Origin of the sequence: Acinetobacter sp. (assembly GCF_039596015.1) — a bacterium.
Classification (GTDB): domain Bacteria; phylum Pseudomonadota; class Gammaproteobacteria; order Pseudomonadales; family Moraxellaceae; genus Acinetobacter.
Window position 1 is genome coordinate 194,118 of sequence record NZ_JBCNKN010000002.1, and the last position, 16,847, is coordinate 210,964.

Sequence of the window (16,847 nt, forward strand, 5' to 3'; positions counted from 1 at the left end):
GAAACCAAAATTCACCCTTTTATCATCATCATTTTTTCATCATAACTTAATGGAAAAAAATACGCTGATAGGCAGGAATCAATAATTTATGCACACCATGACGACGTAAATATTGACGCTGCGTTTTGGCATCTTCAAATTCACCATCAAACACACCCACAGAAATACCTTTCATATCAATTTTAAGCTGCTCAGGTAAATAATCTAAAACATGCTCGGTGGTATGGTTCATGTGATTCATCACTTTATTCAACACACGTTGTTGATAATCGCGACCACGATGAACAAAAGGAGAAGCTTGTGCCAGTAAATGACTAAAATCGTGGGGAGTTTTCATAATAATCTCCTCGAACTCAATGATATGGATGATATACAACCTAAGATATGAAAACTTAAAATCAGCCAATATCCCTTTCGGAGATTTTAGGTATTACCCGATTTATTATACTCAAGCAAAATAAATAACCAATAACGCTAGTCCGCTTCAAAACCCGAGTGAACTTTATTCTATTTTTTATTTTTACAAATCAATATGATAAATTAGAAAAACGTTTCCTAATTAAATGACCAGGCAGTCACTTTTTTTTAAACAGCTTTATTTCTTATGTTTTGGCTGTCGCTGTACTTTTAAAATATCCTGTAAGTGTTCTTGCATCCATTCAAATTGTTCAGGGTCTTCTGCCTGTGCGGCTTCTCTCAACAAAATAGACGTTGGATGTAAAAGTTTTTGAGTTAAACGATGTGAAAATGCCTGTAAAACTTGCGCTGCATCCTGACCATCATTTAAACACTGAAGCGCATGTTCAAGTTCTGCTTGTTGTGCTGCCTCACCTGCCATACGGTAGTGTTGAATAATTCCTGATGCACCCTGGATTTTTTCTTGCGTCAACATTTGTGTCGCAAGCTGATTCACCATCACTTCGGCTTCAACTGCCGCCTGACGACGCTGTGCTAAGTTTTCATCAATCACGGTTTGTAAATCATCTACACCATATAAGTAGACACCATCCAAACCTTCAACTTTAGGGTCTATATCCCTCGGAACGGCCAAATCGACCATCAACATTTGTTGATAACGACGCTTCTTTAATGCCGTTTTAACATCCTGATAAGAAATAACCTGATGCAAACTTCCTGTGCAGCTTGAAATAACATCAGCACGATACAAATTATCCGCCAAAGCATCAAAAGGAATAATTTCGACATCTACAAATGGGGTAATTTCCTGTGCTAACTTTTCTGCACGTTCACGGCCACGGTTACAAATAAGAATCTTTGCGACCCCAATGTCCGCCATATGTTTTGCAACCAGCGTATTCATTTCCCCAGCAGCAACCATCATGACCACAAGTTTTTCAGGGTGGCTAAACACCTGCGATGCCAACTGTGCAACGGCATAACCCATTGAAACGGCATGACTTCCGACTGCTGTTTCAGAGCGAACACGCTTTGCGGCATAAAATGCATATTCAAAAATACGGTTCAGGTTACTCGATACAGTCCCTGCTGTTTTCGCCAAAGACAATGCAGATTTGACTTGTCCTAAAATTTGCGGTTCTCCGAGCATCAGAGAATCAAGGCCACTCGCAACACGCATTAAGTGCGTGACCGCCTGAATATTGTCATAACGGTATACATGATTAAACAATTGATTAACATCAATGTCATTGGTTTGGGCTAGCCAATTCAATAAGATGTCTGCATGTTCAGTCATGGCATAAATCTCTGTACGATTACAGGTAGATACCACGACCAAATCATTCAATTGACTTTGGCTGTCCTGTTCAGACAATAAAGAACTCAAGCGTTCTGCATTAAAAGCAATACGCTCGCGCAACTCGACTGAGGCTGTTTGATGGTTGACACCTATGGCATAAAACGTCATGTCAGATCATCATTTCACTAAAATTATGCAAGTGCTATTGTGCGTCATCGGTGTCATAATAAGCATAAAGATTTGGATAAAGAAATTTTGCAACAAACAATTTGGCAACATTCCGCTCTGTTTATTCGACAATATTCTAGCACAATCTTCATGCTAGGTAGCATAGTGTTATGTGCTTATCCCAATAGTTATGCTCAAAATACAACAACACACTATAACCCTGAGCCACTCAAGCAAGCGATGATTGCGGAATTTGCCTTACAATATCAACAACCCGCAACCGCATTACACAACTATACCGTCCTTGCAATTCACACCAATTCAACTGTAGCAAAGCAACGAGCGCTCGATATTGCGCTGGATGAAAATGACTTATATGCAGCACTCGATATTGCATCACAGTGGGTAACACAAGACCCAAAGGACGTACCTGCACTCTTTTATTTGGCGCATATTACGCTAAAAACGCATAAATATGAGATGACCGCCTCTACACTCGATAAAATTTTGAATATTGATCCAGATGCAGATTTAGCCGAAATTTTAGCCGGAATTGCACCAGACTCACCGACAGATCGAAATATTCTTTTAAACACTCTACGCAAAAGTAAAGCGCGTAACAACCCATCCATTTTGGTATTTATTGCCAGTCTCGAAGCACAAAATGGTGAACTAGAATCTGCCCTCAAAAATATTCAAAAGGCTTTAAGAAAACGCCCGAATGTCACCAGTTTTATTTTACTCAAAGCGAATTTGCTCGAAGCATCTGGCAACCAACAGGCGACTCTTGACTGGTATGCAAAATCCAGTAAAAAACATCGTTATAACCTCGAAGTCCATCTGGCCGAAGCAAAATATCTGATTAAAATTGAACAGCCAGAACTCGCACTAAAGAAGTTTGAATATATTATTCGCACATGGCCAAGTGCAGACGAAGCCATCTTTATTGCGGGCTTAACCAGTATTGACTTAAAGCGTTATGATCAGGCTGAGCAATTCCTGTTACAGCTCAAAGATTCCTCTCAATATCAAAATGATGCTTACTATTATTTGGCGGTGAATGCCGAACGAAAACAACATTATGAAACAGCAAAAACTTACTATCGGCTTGTAGATGGCAGTTTATATACCGTTTCAAGACGCAATCTGGTGAGTATTTACGATAAAGAAGACAAACTCAGCGATGCTTTGCGCTTTTTAACCCAAGAACGGGTTAACTATCCACAACATGCCAGCTTTCTCTATCAATTACAGGCAGATATCTTAAAAAAGACGCATCATAAACAAGCTGCAATTGAATTATTAGACGAAGCCATCCACAACTTACCGGATGATCCTGATTTGTTATATACACAAGTACTCTTTCTCGACCCTTATCAGGATCAGGAACGCTTAGAAAAAGATCTAAATAAGCTCCTATCCATTGAACCCAACAGCCCAACTTATCTCAATGCCTATGCCTATACACTGGCACTTCAAAACCGCCGTTTAGAGGATGCCCGACGCTATGTCGAACATGCTTTAGACTATGCGCCAGATCAGGCATCTATTTTGGATACTTTTGGATTTATCGCATTTTTACAAAACGATTTTAAATCTGCGATTCCTGCATTAGAGAAAGCCTATGAGCTTAACAATAATGCCAGTACAGGCATTCGTTTAGCGAAATCGCTTTATTTGCAAGGTGACGTACAGCGTTTTAATACATTGTTACAACAACTACAACAAAGTTTCCCAGATAACCCACAAGTTATACAGCTCCATAGCTTACTTTTGCCTTCACAACATAAAACGAGTCTGTCCCATCATGCAGCAATTCACTAAATTTTGTCTTGGTTTATTTACCAGTAGTAGCCTCTTTTTAACAGGTTGCCAACACTATCAAAAAGTTACAACGTCAACATCACAAATACCACAATCATCCGATGCACTAAACCCAACGAACCAGTTTGAACTTGAAGGCAAAATTGGTGTACGCACCCCGCAACAATCAGGAAGTGCATTTTTTACATGGCAACAACAACAAGATCATTTTGAAATTGACCTCACGGGCGCACTCGGTATCGGGAAAACCCATATCGAAGGACAACCAGGTCAAGTGAGTCTCACCAGTTCAAAAACTGGAACTATTACCGCAACAACCGCAGAAGAGCTATTAGCACAAGCGACAGGTTGGCAAGCTCCGATTACTTATCTTGTTCAATGGGTACAGGCTAAACCAGCGACACAAAATGCAAAAATTCAATATGATACAGAACAACGACCAACACAGTTTATTGAGGATGGATGGCAAGCCAACCTCAGCTATAACAATCAACTCAAATTACCCAATAAACTTGTTTTGAAGCAACTTCTCGAAAATGGACAAGAAAATCGTATTACAATGGTGATTCAGAATCGTTAAATTTTTTTATTTATGATCCGTGTCCCATCTCCTGCCAAACTCAACCTGTTCTTACATATTACAGGTCAACGTGCCAATGGTTACCATGAATTACAGACCATTTTTCAGCTCATTGACCTGTATGACTGGTTAGAATTCACACCTTTAAGCACAGATAATATCTCATTAGAGGGTCTTTCTTCGGTTGAAGTTGAAAATAATCTGATCTACAAAGCAGCTCAATGTATCAAGCCTCATGCAACGCATTATTGTGGATTAAATATCCGATTAGAAAAAAATATTCCTATGGGAGCAGGTTTGGGAGGTGGGTCATCCAATGCCGCCACGACCTTGATTGTCCTCAACCAACTTTGGCAATGTGGATTAAATAACAATCAACTGGCTGCGCTTGCTGTTCAGCTTGGGGCAGATGTGCCAATTTTTGTTCATGGAAAAAATGCATGGGCTGAAGGCATTGGCGAACACCTAACTTTCATCAATCTGCCTAAAAAACAGTTCATTGTGCTTAAACCTGATTGTTTTATCAGCACTCAACTGCTTTTTTCACAAAAAACATTGACAAGAGATTCCAAGCAAACTAAATTTTGCGCCTATCAGCAAACGCCATCGATTTTTGGAAATAACTTTGAGCCACTTGCAAGAAGTTTATACCCAGAAGTAAATGAAGCGATGCAGTATCTCGACCAGTTCGGAACTGCAAAACTTACAGGTACAGGTGCTTGTGTTTTTGTTGAAGTAACTGCAAATATGGATGTTGAGTCCGTTTTAAATCATTCGCCTTGTAAATCTTACTTGGTCAATAGTTTAGATCAGTCTCTACTAAACCAATTTAGCATTACAAGTTAGGGGCGTCGCCAAGTGGTAAGGCAGCGGGTTTTGATCTCGCCATCCGTTGGTTCGAATCCAGCCGCCCCTGCCATCATCTGTTGATTTTTGCATATTAGGGGCGTCGCCAAGTGGTAAGGCAGCGGGTTTTGATCTCGCCATCCGTTGGTTCGAATCCAGCCGCCCCTGCCATTGCAAGAATCTAAATTTAGGGGCGTCGCCAAGTGGTAAGGCAGCGGGTTTTGATCTCGCCATCCGTTGGTTCGAATCCAGCCGCCCCTGCCAGTTATTCAAAAGACAGAACAAGCAAAGATTTTCTTGAAGTTGTCATTTTTCCTTGACAAAACAAGATAAAAACTTTAAAGTTCTGCCACATATTAGGGGCGTCGCCAAGTGGTAAGGCAGCGGGTTTTGATCTCGCCATCCGTTGGTTCGAATCCAGCCGCCCCTGCCATATTCTTCTAAACACATACCAACCGCCAAGGGTGCTTCATGCCCAATCTTGTCGTTTTTAGTGGAAATGCTCATCCACAATTCGCTCAAAAAGTCGTAAGTCACTTACACATTCCTTTAGGCTCTGCTGCTGTTTCACGTTTTTCTGATGGTGAAATTGCTGTAGAAATTACAGAAAATGTTCGTGGTAAAGACGTTTTTATTGTTCAGCCGACTTGCGCACCAACCAATGATAACCTGATGGAAATTCTGGTTATGGCTGATGCTTTACGCCGTGCAAGTGCTGGCCGTATTACAGCTGTTATTCCTTACTTTGGTTACGCTCGTCAAGACCGTCGTCCTCGTTCTGCTCGTGTACCAATCACTGCTAAAGTGGTTGCGGATATGCTTACTACTGTAGGTATTGACCGAGTTGTGATGATCGACCTTCACGCCGACCAGATCCAAGGTTTCTTCGACATTCCTGTCGATAACATCTATGGTACACCTGCACTACTTGCTGATCTTCGTCAACAACAACATGACAACCTGATGGTTGTTTCACCTGACGTAGGTGGGGTTGTTCGTGCTCGCGCAGTTGCAAAACAAATGGGCGATATCGATTTAGCAATTATTGACAAACGTCGTCAAAAAGCGAACGAATCTCAAGTGATGCACCTTATTGGTGACGTAAGAGATCGTGATTGCGTTATCGTCGATGACATGGTTGATACTGCTGGTACGCTTTGTAAAGCAGCTGATGCACTAAAACAATTTGGTGCTCGTCGTGTTGTTGCTTATGCAACTCACCCTGTGCTTTCAGGTAAAGCAATTGACAATTTACGCAATTCTGTCATTGATGAGTTAGTGGTAACAGACACAATTCCTCTTTCTGACGAAGCAATTGCATTAGGTAAAATCCGCCAAGTTTCTGTTGCAAGCATGGTTGCTGAAACAATTCGTCGTATTAACAACGAAGAATCAATCAGTGCAATGTTTGACAGCTATTTATAAAACTTAGCGCTTTTTCCCAAAAGCCCTGCTATAATGCGGGGCTTTCTATCACTAGATTGGTCGCAAATCTAGTTTTACCGTAACTTAATGAGGATATCTCATGGCTAATTTCGTATTAAACGCTCAAGCACGTGCTGAAGAGAAACAAGGGAAAGGTGCGAGCCGCCGCCTTCGCCGCGAAGCACTTGTTCCTGCTATCATCTATGGTGGTAATGCTGAGCCTGTAACTGTAACTTTAGAACTTCGTGAACTTGTAAAAGCATTAGAAAACAATGCTTTCTTTGAAGAAGTTGTAGAAATCAAAGTAGGCGACAAAGTTGAAAACGTTAAAATCCAAGCGTTACAACGTCACCCTGCTAAAAACACACCTATGCACGCTGACTTCAAACGTGCTTAATTGTGTTTGAGAGCGTAGTTTCGTGAATAAAATTTCGCTCATTGTTGGTTTGGGCAACCCTGGAAAGGAGTATGCCCAAACTCGACATAATGCTGGCTTTTGGTTTGTTGAACAACTCGCTGACCGCTATGGCATTACACTCAAGTCTGATCCAAAATTTTATGGAATCAGCGGGCGCGGAAATATAGAAGGTCACGATGTCCGTCTATTACTTCCAACGACATTTATGAACCGTTCTGGTCAAAGTGTTGTCCCCTTTTCCAAATTCTATCAAATCAATCCTGAAGCAATTCTCATTGCTCATGATGAACTCGACATGAACCCAGGTGTTATCCGCCTCAAAACAGGTGGTGGTCACGGTGGTCATAACGGTTTACGTGATATTGTTCCTCATATTGGTGCAAACTTTCACCGTTTACGTATTGGGATCGGGCATCCCGGTGCAAAAGATCGAGTTTCTGGTCATGTTTTAGGTAAAGCACCTAAAAGTGAGCAAGACTTAATTGATGCTGCTCTTGATCATGCGCTTTCTAAAGTCAGTCTCTTGGTTGATGGACAGGTTTCCCAAGCCATGAATCAGATCAACGCATACAAATCCACTTAAATTTTCTTGATCCCCTCTTGTCTTATGTTGTTTAACTTTAAACAGCATGATCATGCATTTTGCTTAAAGAGAAGATCAACACATCGTTTAGATGTGTCCGTTAGGAGACGCTTTCATGCTATCGCGTTTATTAAAATGTAAAATTCATCGTGCCATTGTCACCCATGCAGAATTACACTACGAAGGCTCTTGTGCTATTGATGGTGTACTCATGGATTTGGCAGGCATTCGTGAATATGAAGAAATTCATGTTTGGAATGTGACCAATGGCAAGCGTTTTACAACTTATGCGATTCGTGGTGAAGACAATTCTGGCATTATTTCTGTCAATGGTGGCGCTGCACATCAGGCAGAAGTGGGCGATATTGTCATTATTGCAACATTTGGTGACTTTACCGAACAAGAGGCCGATGCACACAAGCCACGTTTGGTTTATGCCAACCCAGATAATACAGTCAACCACACTGCAAACTGTATTCCAGTTCAGGTGGCTTAAAAAATTCCCGCACACTTTGATGCGGGATTTTTTATTCAAATTTCGCTCCACTTTTATGCAATTTTTTACAACTATTTTTATATAAAAATACATCTTTTCATTCAAAAACATGACTATAATAAAACCACATCGCTTCAGGGCGGGGTGTAATTCCCCACCGGCGGTAAGCTTTTCAAAAGCAAGCCCGCGAGCTTTTTAATGTATTTTTTTCAATAAAAAGCAGATTTGGTGAAAATCCAAAGCCGACGGTATAGTCCGGATGGAAGAAGACGACGTTTAACAATAGAGTAATCTACTCTATAGCTACGCCCCCATTTCTCATCAGTCCTGAAATGTTCAACCGTATTTACGAGAGCGTTTCAAATGCCTAGTTTAATTCAACCTGAAATTTTCTTTTCTACCCTTCCTGCTGCCGAAATTCGTATTCAACAGGCATTACAAGATATTCGTGATGGCAAACCTGTATTGGTCATGGATGATTTTGATCGTGAAAACGAAGCAGACTTAATTATTGCAGCCGAAACACTCAATGTTGAAACCATGGCACGTATGATTCGTGATGGCTCAGGCATTGTCTGCTTTTGTCTGACTGAAGAACTTGCAGATCATCTTGAACTTCCACCGATGGTTCAGCATAACTCAAGCCAATTTGGGACAGCTTTTACTGTAACCATCGAAGCAGCCCAAGGCGTTACCACTGGCGTTTCAGCCAAAGATCGTGTAACAACCATTCAGGCAGCAATCAAAGATGGTGCTGTAGCAAGTGATTTAAATCGCCCTGGACATGTGTTTCCACTGCGCGCCCGTGATGGTGGCGTTCTAAGCCGCCGAGGTCATACAGAAGCAACCATTGACTTGGCTCGTTTAGCGGGGCTTAAAGCCAGTGGCGTACTCTGTGAACTGACCAATCCAGATGGCACAATGGCATCAGGCATGCAGGTTTTTACTTATGCACAAACCCATCAATTGACCATTATCACCATCGAAGAACTAGTTCAATATCGTTTGCAACATCAGCTTTAATTACATGATCATATTGATAAGTCCCAGCATTTAACCTGCTGGGATTTTTTATTACAAAGATTTTGTTTCAGTTATAGCCAGAGCATAACTTGGCCATTTTTGCTTGTTTTGAATATTATTGACAAACCGAGCAATCAAAACCAATAACACTACCCCAACAAGCACAGGAAAAATTAAGAATGACCAGTCATAATGAATAGTATTGGCGGTCAATAAAATAACCAAAGGATTTGCACCAGCAGGTGGGTGAATGCAACGTGTCGATTGCATTACAGCAATTGCTGCCCCGACAGATAATGCAACTGTCCATAGATGTACCCCAACAAAATAAACAATTGCTATTTAAATTAATTCAACTGTTGCAAGTTTAAGGTTGATTCAGAGTTCGTCCATCTTTGGCAATCTGGGTTTTTAGCTGACATTACCAAGAAATCACAATCCATTTTAGTCTTCTAAAATCATCTGCACTAAACTGTGATGAATGCCGTCTGCACGCAACCAAGCCAGTTCATAACTGGCCTTTGCCAATGCCAAAATACGTCGTTCAAATTCATCCCATAACGGTTTGACCTGTTTTTGTGGAATGCCAAGTCCACTTTCTTCAGCAAACTGACGGTGTTTTTCACAAATTTTTAAAGCATGGTATAATTTTCGACCAATCGAGGCGTCTTGCATTAAGCGGACACGTTTAGACAACACAAATCCTTCAACATGGCGTGCATCCGCATTTGGAAGCATTGGAATCAAGATTTGGTCTAACTGGATGTCTAATCTTTTCCATACAGCATGTTGCTGCGCTGGTGTATACGTATTCCACTGAATCACTTCATGGTCAAAACGTCGACAACCACGACAGACATGATCACCAAAAACCGTAGAACAACGTCCCGCACATGGCGTTAATGCAGGTATTCGACGATCATTACTCAAAATAAGCTCCTTTAAGCTTGCAAGAAAAGGGTTCTCGCTTAATATGCAATTTCAGGCTAGAATATGCGCCTTCATTTTTCCACTAGATTTATACATTTTGGAGTTTTTCCATGAACGCTACTGTAGAACAGCTTGCACCTGTAGAACAGCACGTGACCTCTGATTGGGTTGTTGCCGCACTATACCAATTTAAAGAAGTGACTAATCCTTCTGACTTACAACAACGCCTATTAGATCTTGTCAAAAGTATTCATCTTTGTGGAACGCTCATTGTAGCAAATGAAGGAATTAATGGCACTGTTGCTGGTAATCGCGCCGCGATTGATACTATGCATCAGTTCTTACTGAACGAAGGTTTTACTGCTATGGAATATAAAGAATCACATAGCTCGGAAAAACCATTCCGTAAAATGAAAATTAAACTTAAAAAAGAAATTGTCACTTTAGGTGTTGAAGTTAAACCGCGTGATTTGGTCGGTCATTACTTAAACCCTCAAGAATGGAATGAACTGATTGCACGTGATGACGTTATCTTAATCGATACACGTAATGATTACGAATATAAAGCAGGCACATTCAAAGGTGCACTTGATCCAAAAACAGAGACATTCCGTGAATTTCCTGAATATGTCAAAAAAGAGCTTGAACAACACAAAGACAAAAAAATTGCCATGTTCTGTACAGGTGGTATTCGTTGTGAAAAATCCACATCTTTGCTTTTACAAGAAGGTTTTAATGAAGTCTATCACCTTAAAGGCGGTATTTTAAAATACCTAGAAGAAACACCTGCGGATGAAAGCATGTGGGAAGGCGAATGCTTTGTATTTGACGGACGTACCGCAGTTAAGCATGGTATGGAAGAAGGTGAAAATATTAAGTGTCATGCTTGCGGCTGGCCTTTAACACCAGAAGAATCAGCACTACCAAGCTATGAACATGGTGTGTCTTGTGTTTACTGTATTGAAAAAACTTCTGAGAAACAAAAAGAAGGTTTCCGTATGCGTCAATCACAAATTGCTGCTGCAAAACGCAAACGTCTGTAATGACAAATATTTAGCATCAAGCCCCAAAAAGCGATGAAACCCTCATCGCTTTTTTATTTTTGATGTTGTCATAAGAAAAATAGATCTCATGACCTTTCAAGTGTTTAAGTGAACAAGGCTGCCCCTTCTATTTCACTCAAAAATCTGATATTTAAAATCACAAAATCTAGATACAATTGTTTAAGGCATAATAACAAATAGGCAAATCATGGAACACGAATTTTGGCATCAGCGCTGGCAGGAAAATCGTATTGGGTTTCATCAATTACAACCCAGCCCTTTTCTTATTCAACATTTCCACACCTTAAAATTAGCCTCCAATGCTCGTATTTTTGTCCCTTTAAGTGGAAAAACACTGGATATCAGTTGGCTGATACAGCAAGGTTATCGTGTTGTAGCGATTGAACTTAGTCAAATTGCAGTCGTTGCACTTATTGAACAATTATTTGAAGATTTTAAGCTTGATTTTGAAATTTCTGAAAAAAATAATCTGATTCACTATGCCCATCCACAAATTGACATTTTCGTTGGTGATTTTTTTGACTTAACATATAAACAACTTGGACATGTTGATGCTGTTTATGACCGAGCAGCGCTAGTCGCCTTACCTGCCGATATGCGTAAACATTACACACAACACTTAATGCATATCACGCATACTGCGCCACAGTTTTTAGTCAGTTATGAATACAATCAGGCCCAGTTTTCAGGCCCTCCTTTTTCGGTAGATTCAGAAGAAATTCAACAGCTTTATGGAGATTCTTATCATCTTCAACTGCTTGCACATTTAGCGCATTCTGAACAGTTTAAAAGAACGCATGCACAAGATAAAATCTGGTATTTACAACCAAAAACCAAAGCATAAAAAAACGCCCTGACGGGCGTTCTTCCAATCTATCCAGTTGTTTCTGGTTCATATTTGCATCACAACATGATACAAATATCTACAGATACAATCTTAATTCGGTGTGTGATACATCAAATACAATTCATTCAAATTTTCAGGAATTTCCTCAGCGAGTTCATCCATCAACTGACCATTTCGACGGAATGATTCCATTTGTGGATCTTCTTCATCGATACCACTAAACACCATCATCGGCAAAGTTAAATCAACCAGTTGTTCTTCAAATTCAGGGGTAAACCATGCATCTTCATTTAGGAACATAGCATCGACAAAACCAACACACCAGTCACCTAAACTTGATTCAACTTCAGCTTCTTCAATTTCAAATGGAAACTCAATTCCCTCTTCATTGGCTAGGCACTGACGTAAATAATCTAACCATAACTTAATTTGGGTAATGATTTCACTTGGTACTTTTTTAGGGTTCCCGTCAAATAAAGCATCTAACCAATTATCAAATTTAGGTCCAACAGCAATTGCACTTAAAAAACCATGTGTTGCTGCGAAATCTAAACCATATTCGTTTTGGTCACCGTCCAAATAATCACTCAATTGATCTAAATTTAATGCACTCATGGCAATCCCATTATTAATTAGCTGTACATGAGCATAACACCGAATCAAACAACTTTCTAAGTGCTTTTACTCGTCGTCATCCTCAAAATCATCATCATCGTCCAAATCGTAGTCAAAATCTTTTAACTCACGCTCTAAACGACGCTGTGCAAGCAAATCATCAATTAAGCGACGCTTTTCCAATGATTCCTTGGCGCTGATTTTATTTGATGCTTCGTCGAAACTCACATCATCATCGTAGTTATCATCTAGTTCAAAATCTGTAGAAGACACTCAAACTACCTCAACATAAAAATATAAATGTTTTACGCGCTATTTATCGTGGTTACAGTTTTTTGTCAAGCTTTTTATATTTTTATATTTTTTAATGATCAAATAAAGCCCTCTTTTTTTATCCGCTTTTTTTGTGTATTTATATGCAAAGAGGACATTTTGAGACAGAATAATTATGTCATTTCCCCTTGAAAAAATCCTAAATAGCATTATATCCATAAGACTTTACCCAGTCATCATTTCAAAACCTATGGATAACACATGATAACTGAAAAAAACCAAGTAAAGTGTGCTATCATGCACGGTTTTTCACTGCCACAGATTCAACTGAGAGTAAGCAAAAGATGAGCGATATGAATTCCCCTACTTCTCAAGTAGCGGCTCTGATTAGCCGAGGCAAAGAGCAAGGTTATTTAACTTACGCTGAGGTTAACGATCATCTCCCAGACTCGATCACAGAAAGCGAACAGATTGAAGACATTATTCAAATGCTTCAAGACGTCGGGATTCCTGTGCATGAACGTGCGCCCGAAACTGACGACACAATGTTCGGTGAATCTACTGAATCTGGTGATGAAGTTGCTGAAGAAGAAGCTGCTGCGGTACTGGCTTCTGTTGAGAGTGAACCTGGTCGTACCACAGACCCTGTCCGTATGTATATGCGTGAAATGGGGACTGTTGAACTTTTAACACGCGAAGGTGAAATTAGCATTGCAAAACGTATCGAAGAAGGTATTCGAGACGTCTTAAATGCCATTGCTTACTGGCCAAATGCAGTAGAAGTTGTTCTAAAAGAATACGAAGATTTTAATAACGGTGAACGCCGTTTAGCAGATATTTTATCAGGCTATCTAGATCCTGAGTCAGATGAAGACATCCCTGAAGTACTTGAAGAAACTGAAATCGAAGAGGAAGTGGAAGATACGTCTAAACCAACCAAAGACGTAAAACTTGACGATGACGATGAAGAAGAAGAATCTGAAAGTGATGATGACTCTGAAGGCGATTCAGGCCCAGACCCTGAAATTGCAAAAGTACGTTTTACTGAGTTAGAACAGGCGTGGAACCATACAAAAGCGACATGCGAGAAATATGGTCGTAACTCGCCTGAAGCAAATGAAGCATTAAGCTCGCTTGCAACAGTATTCATGATGTTCAAATTTACACCACGTTTATTTGATATTATTTCTGAAATGATTCGTGGTACCCATGACCAAATCCGTACTGCTGAACGTGAAATTATGCGTTATGCCGTTCGTCGTGGTCGTATGGACCGTACACAGTTCCGTACCTCTTTCCCAGGTCAAGAATCAAACCCAGCATGGTTAGATGAGCAATTAGCGAAAACACCTGCGGAAACACGTGGACATTTGGAAAAAGTACGTCCTGACGTATTGGCTTTCCAACAAAAAATTGCCGATATTGAACAAGATCTTGATTTAAAAGTTAAAGAGATTAAAGATATTTCTAAACGTATGGCAATTGGTGAAGCCAAAGCTCGTCGTGCGAAAAAAGAAATGGTTGAAGCAAACTTACGTTTGGTTATTTCGATTGCGAAAAAATACACCAACCGTGGCTTACAGTTCCTTGATCTTATTCAAGAAGGGAACATTGGTTTGATGAAAGCGGTTGATAAATTTGAATATCGCCGTGGTTATAAATTCTCAACCTATGCAACTTGGTGGATTCGTCAGGCCATTACTCGTTCAATTGCGGATCAGGCACGTACCATTCGTATTCCTGTTCATATGATTGAAACGATTAATAAAATTAACCGCGTATCTCGTCAGCTTTTACAAGAAATGGGGCGTGAACCAACACCTGAAGAACTAGGCGAACGTCTAGAAATGGACGAAGTGAAAGTTCGTAAAGTCCTTAAAATTGCCAAAGAGCCAATCTCCATGGAAACACCAATTGGTGATGATGAAGATTCGCATCTTGGAGATTTTATTGAAGATCAAAACATCACCTCTCCTGTCGATGCAGCGACTTCTGAAGGCTTAAAAGAAGCGACACGTGAAGTTTTAGAAAACTTGACTGAACGTGAAGCAAAAGTATTGAAAATGCGTTTTGGTATTGATATGCCAACCGACCATACGTTGGAAGAAGTCGGCAAACAGTTTGATGTGACACGTGAACGTATCCGTCAGATTGAAGCAAAAGCTTTACGCAAATTACGTCATCCATCACGTTCAGAACACTTACGTTCTTTCCTTGAAAATGACTAATATTTGAAGAGGAATCTTGTGCAGGCAAAGTCATCCTTTGCACCTGTTCAAGACTTGAAATTCTTTCAGTCCTCCCCATTATATAAGTTATTAACAGAATGCCTGCGCTGATTGCAGGCATTCTTCATTTAAAATGAGGCTACTATGTTAGAAGACCGCACACCTTCTCGTGAACTTCGTGAAGACCTTTGGGTATTTCCTATGGATTATCCAATCAAACTCATCGGCAATGCAGGTGAAGAACTTCGTGTTGCGGTAGTTGAAATTTTAGTGAAACATTTTCCTGAATTTGATGAAGCAACACTGGTGACTACACCATCTCGCACAGGAAAGTATCACTCTTTGACTGCGCAATTACGATTTGAAGAATTAGAACAAGTTCATGCTTTATATGCAGACTTGGCTGCTTGCGCACTCATTAAAACAGCACTTTAATTCAAAACACGCTCTAGGGCGTGTTTTTTTATCTCAAAGTAAATACGTTTATCCAACCATAAGTGTTTTATAATAGGGACATTTGATCCCGTTCAAGGCATATGACTGTGACCGATTCAGTTATAAAACCCACACTTCTCATTCGTCATTATTCTACGCTTACCCCCTATCTAGATCGTTTTCAGGAAATGAAAAACTTTACTGAACAACGTGATGAACATGCATCTGACCAACTCTGGATTTTGCAGCACCCTGCGGTATTAACCCAAGGTCAATCGGGCAAACCTGAACATATTCTTATTCCAAGCGACCTCCCTGTCGTTCAAACTGACCGTGGTGGACAAGTTACATGGCATGGTCCGGGGCAAATGGTCATTTACTTTATGCTCGACTTAAACCGCCTGAAATGGAATGTTCGTACACTGGTGTCTTTTGCTGAACAGTTAATGATTGATTTACTCAAAAAATACGGTATTGACGGTTATGCAAAACCAGATGCGCCCGGTGTGTATGTTGAAGGTCGAAAATTTGGCTCTCTAGGGTTTAAAATTCGCAGAGGACGTAGCTATCATGGCTTGGCATTAAATATTGATTGCGACTTATCGGGTTTTCATACCATTAATCCGTGTGGTTATGCAGGGTTGGAAATGGTGCGGTTAAATGATTTGCTTGAAAACTATCCTAACTTTAATCAAGTTAGCCTAGACATCATTGATTATTTTAAAAACACAGATTACTTTAGTGAAATACAGGTCATTTCTGAATGACCGATTCAGATGCACCCAATGAATACAAATACGATTTAAATACAATGATAAATGTGAAAAAAGGATAATGACGTGACCTTAAATGCACCCGCAAAATCCAACTGGCAACGGACCTACGTCAAACTGATGATGGATGTGATTGGTCGTGGTCTAGTCATGGCAAGTCAGGTCGATCAGGAAGTACAAGCCGAATTTGCTAAGTTTCCAGATGACTTTATTTTTTCAATGAATGTTTTTCCTCATGGGCCTGCGTTCATTGCGCAAGTTACGCCAGACAAACAAGTCAAATTACTGGCTCAAAGCCCTAAAAAACCTGATTTGACCATTACATTTAAACATCTGGCACACGCATATCTGGTTTTTTCTTTTCAGGAAAGCACTGCACAGGCATTTGCCAATGACCGTATGATTGCAGATGGTGATCTTTCATACGCCATCCGCCTAGTACGCTGTTTAAATAAAATGGAAGCACTTATTTTACCTAAATTTATGGCTTCTATGGCTGTAAAAGAATATCCAACCGAACTGACTTTAAAAGAAAAAGTCGGTGAAGCTGCCAGCATCTACCTTAAAATTGCACAATCTTATTTCAAACGGAGCATTTGAAC

19 protein-coding genes, 4 tRNA genes, 1 pseudogene and 1 riboswitch are annotated in these 16,847 nt (G+C 40.2%); of the genes and pseudogenes, 18 read left to right on the top strand and 6 right to left on the bottom strand.

Features of this window, described 5'->3' with window-relative positions; all coding sequences use genetic code 11:
* Positions 1-46: 46 nt before the first annotated feature.
* Positions 47-337, bottom strand: coding sequence for a hypothetical protein (locus ABDV70_RS02655; RefSeq protein ID WP_343595190.1), 291 nt, complete (start codon positions 335-337; stop codon positions 47-49).
* A 258-nt stretch (positions 338-595) separates the two neighbouring features.
* Positions 596-1,885, bottom strand: a complete 1,290-nt coding sequence (gene hemA / locus ABDV70_RS02660; protein ID WP_343595191.1) for a glutamyl-tRNA reductase — start codon at positions 1,883-1,885, stop codon at positions 596-598.
* 150 nt (positions 1,886-2,035) lie between these two features.
* Between hemA and ABDV70_RS02665 the strand changes: the two genes are divergently transcribed.
* The 12 genes from ABDV70_RS02665 (at position 2,036) to ribB (ending at position 9,080) form a co-directional block, all read left to right on the top strand.
* The gene (locus tag ABDV70_RS02665) at positions 2,036-3,709 is read left to right on the top strand and encodes a tetratricopeptide repeat protein (protein ID WP_343595192.1); all 1,674 of its coding nucleotides are present in this window, start codon (positions 2,036-2,038) and stop codon (positions 3,707-3,709) included.
* Positions 3,693-4,289 carry a lipoprotein insertase outer membrane protein LolB gene (gene lolB, locus ABDV70_RS02670; RefSeq protein WP_343595194.1) on the top strand — a complete coding sequence of 199 codons (597 nt, stop codon included), beginning with the start codon at positions 3,693-3,695 and terminating at the stop codon, positions 4,287-4,289. The genes ABDV70_RS02665 and lolB overlap by 17 nt, the downstream gene beginning before the upstream one ends.
* A gap of 12 nt (positions 4,290-4,301) precedes the next feature.
* Positions 4,302-5,135 carry a 4-(cytidine 5'-diphospho)-2-C-methyl-D-erythritol kinase gene (ispE, locus tag ABDV70_RS02675; protein ID WP_343595196.1) on the top strand — a complete coding sequence of 278 codons (834 nt, stop codon included), beginning with the start codon at positions 4,302-4,304 and terminating at the stop codon, positions 5,133-5,135.
* Positions 5,134-5,208: transfer RNA gene (locus ABDV70_RS02680), tRNA-Gln, on the top strand. The genes ispE and ABDV70_RS02680 overlap by 2 nt, the downstream gene beginning before the upstream one ends.
* A gap of 23 nt (positions 5,209-5,231) precedes the next feature.
* Positions 5,232-5,306: transfer RNA gene (locus tag ABDV70_RS02685), tRNA-Gln, on the top strand.
* A gap of 18 nt (positions 5,307-5,324) precedes the next feature.
* Positions 5,325-5,399: transfer RNA gene (locus tag ABDV70_RS02690), tRNA-Gln, on the top strand.
* A 94-nt stretch (positions 5,400-5,493) separates the two neighbouring features.
* A tRNA-Gln gene (locus ABDV70_RS02695) sits at positions 5,494-5,568 on the top strand.
* 38 nt (positions 5,569-5,606) lie between these two features.
* Positions 5,607-6,560, top strand: coding sequence for a ribose-phosphate pyrophosphokinase (locus tag ABDV70_RS02700; RefSeq protein ID WP_343595198.1), 954 nt, complete (start codon positions 5,607-5,609; stop codon positions 6,558-6,560).
* A gap of 100 nt (positions 6,561-6,660) precedes the next feature.
* Positions 6,661-6,957: a 50S ribosomal protein L25 gene (gene rplY / locus ABDV70_RS02705; protein ID WP_343595200.1), complete on the top strand. Its 297-nt coding sequence runs from the start codon at positions 6,661-6,663 to the stop codon at positions 6,955-6,957.
* Between the two features lie 22 nt (positions 6,958-6,979).
* Positions 6,980-7,561, top strand: coding sequence for an aminoacyl-tRNA hydrolase (pth, locus tag ABDV70_RS02710; RefSeq protein WP_343595202.1), 582 nt, complete (start codon positions 6,980-6,982; stop codon positions 7,559-7,561).
* Between the two features lie 115 nt (positions 7,562-7,676).
* Complete coding sequence (panD, locus tag ABDV70_RS02715) at positions 7,677-8,057, top strand: aspartate 1-decarboxylase (RefSeq protein WP_343595203.1); 381 nt, start codon at positions 7,677-7,679, stop codon at positions 8,055-8,057.
* Between the two features lie 127 nt (positions 8,058-8,184).
* A riboswitch (FMN riboswitch) is annotated at positions 8,185-8,332 on the top strand.
* Between the two features lie 88 nt (positions 8,333-8,420).
* Positions 8,421-9,080: a 3,4-dihydroxy-2-butanone-4-phosphate synthase gene (gene ribB / locus ABDV70_RS02720; RefSeq protein WP_343595205.1), complete on the top strand. Its 660-nt coding sequence runs from the start codon at positions 8,421-8,423 to the stop codon at positions 9,078-9,080.
* 51 nt (positions 9,081-9,131) lie between these two features.
* Here the strand turns inward: ribB and ABDV70_RS02725 are convergent.
* A pseudogene (locus tag ABDV70_RS02725) lies at positions 9,132-9,407 on the bottom strand (HPP family protein); the annotation flags it as partial.
* Between the two features lie 117 nt (positions 9,408-9,524).
* The gene (locus ABDV70_RS02730) at positions 9,525-10,010 is read right to left on the bottom strand and encodes a DUF1289 domain-containing protein (RefSeq protein ID WP_343595206.1); all 486 of its coding nucleotides are present in this window, start codon (positions 10,008-10,010) and stop codon (positions 9,525-9,527) included.
* A gap of 110 nt (positions 10,011-10,120) precedes the next feature.
* Between ABDV70_RS02730 and ABDV70_RS02735 the strand changes: the two genes are divergently transcribed.
* Entirely contained in the window at positions 10,121-11,053 is a 933-nt protein-coding gene (locus tag ABDV70_RS02735) for a rhodanese-related sulfurtransferase (protein WP_343595208.1), read from the top strand.
* A gap of 208 nt (positions 11,054-11,261) precedes the next feature.
* Complete coding sequence (gene tmpT, locus ABDV70_RS02740) at positions 11,262-11,918, top strand: thiopurine S-methyltransferase (RefSeq protein ID WP_343595210.1); 657 nt, start codon at positions 11,262-11,264, stop codon at positions 11,916-11,918.
* A gap of 93 nt (positions 11,919-12,011) precedes the next feature.
* Here the strand turns inward: tmpT and ABDV70_RS02745 are convergent, their stop codons facing one another.
* Entirely contained in the window at positions 12,012-12,536 is a 525-nt protein-coding gene (locus tag ABDV70_RS02745; protein ID WP_343595212.1) for a YecA family protein, read from the bottom strand.
* Positions 12,537-12,602: 66 nt separating this feature from the next.
* Positions 12,603-12,809, bottom strand: coding sequence for a hypothetical protein (locus ABDV70_RS02750; RefSeq protein WP_343595214.1), 207 nt, complete (start codon positions 12,807-12,809; stop codon positions 12,603-12,605).
* A 287-nt stretch (positions 12,810-13,096) separates the two neighbouring features.
* Here ABDV70_RS02750 and rpoD point away from each other — a divergent pair, with 287 nt between their 5' ends.
* The 4 genes from rpoD (at position 13,097) to ABDV70_RS02770 (ending at position 16,845) form a co-directional block, all read left to right on the top strand.
* Positions 13,097-15,037, top strand: coding sequence for an RNA polymerase sigma factor RpoD (gene rpoD / locus ABDV70_RS02755; RefSeq protein ID WP_343595216.1), 1,941 nt, complete (start codon positions 13,097-13,099; stop codon positions 15,035-15,037).
* 144 nt (positions 15,038-15,181) lie between these two features.
* Positions 15,182-15,472, top strand: coding sequence for a DUF493 domain-containing protein (locus ABDV70_RS02760; protein WP_343595218.1), 291 nt, complete (start codon positions 15,182-15,184; stop codon positions 15,470-15,472).
* Positions 15,473-15,579: 107 nt separating this feature from the next.
* Positions 15,580-16,239 carry a lipoyl(octanoyl) transferase LipB gene (gene lipB, locus ABDV70_RS02765; RefSeq protein WP_343595220.1) on the top strand — a complete coding sequence of 220 codons (660 nt, stop codon included), beginning with the start codon at positions 15,580-15,582 and terminating at the stop codon, positions 16,237-16,239.
* 126 nt (positions 16,240-16,365) lie between these two features.
* Entirely contained in the window at positions 16,366-16,845 is a 480-nt protein-coding gene (locus ABDV70_RS02770) for a hypothetical protein (RefSeq protein ID WP_343595479.1), read from the top strand.
* The last annotated feature ends 2 nt before the right edge of the window (positions 16,846-16,847 follow it).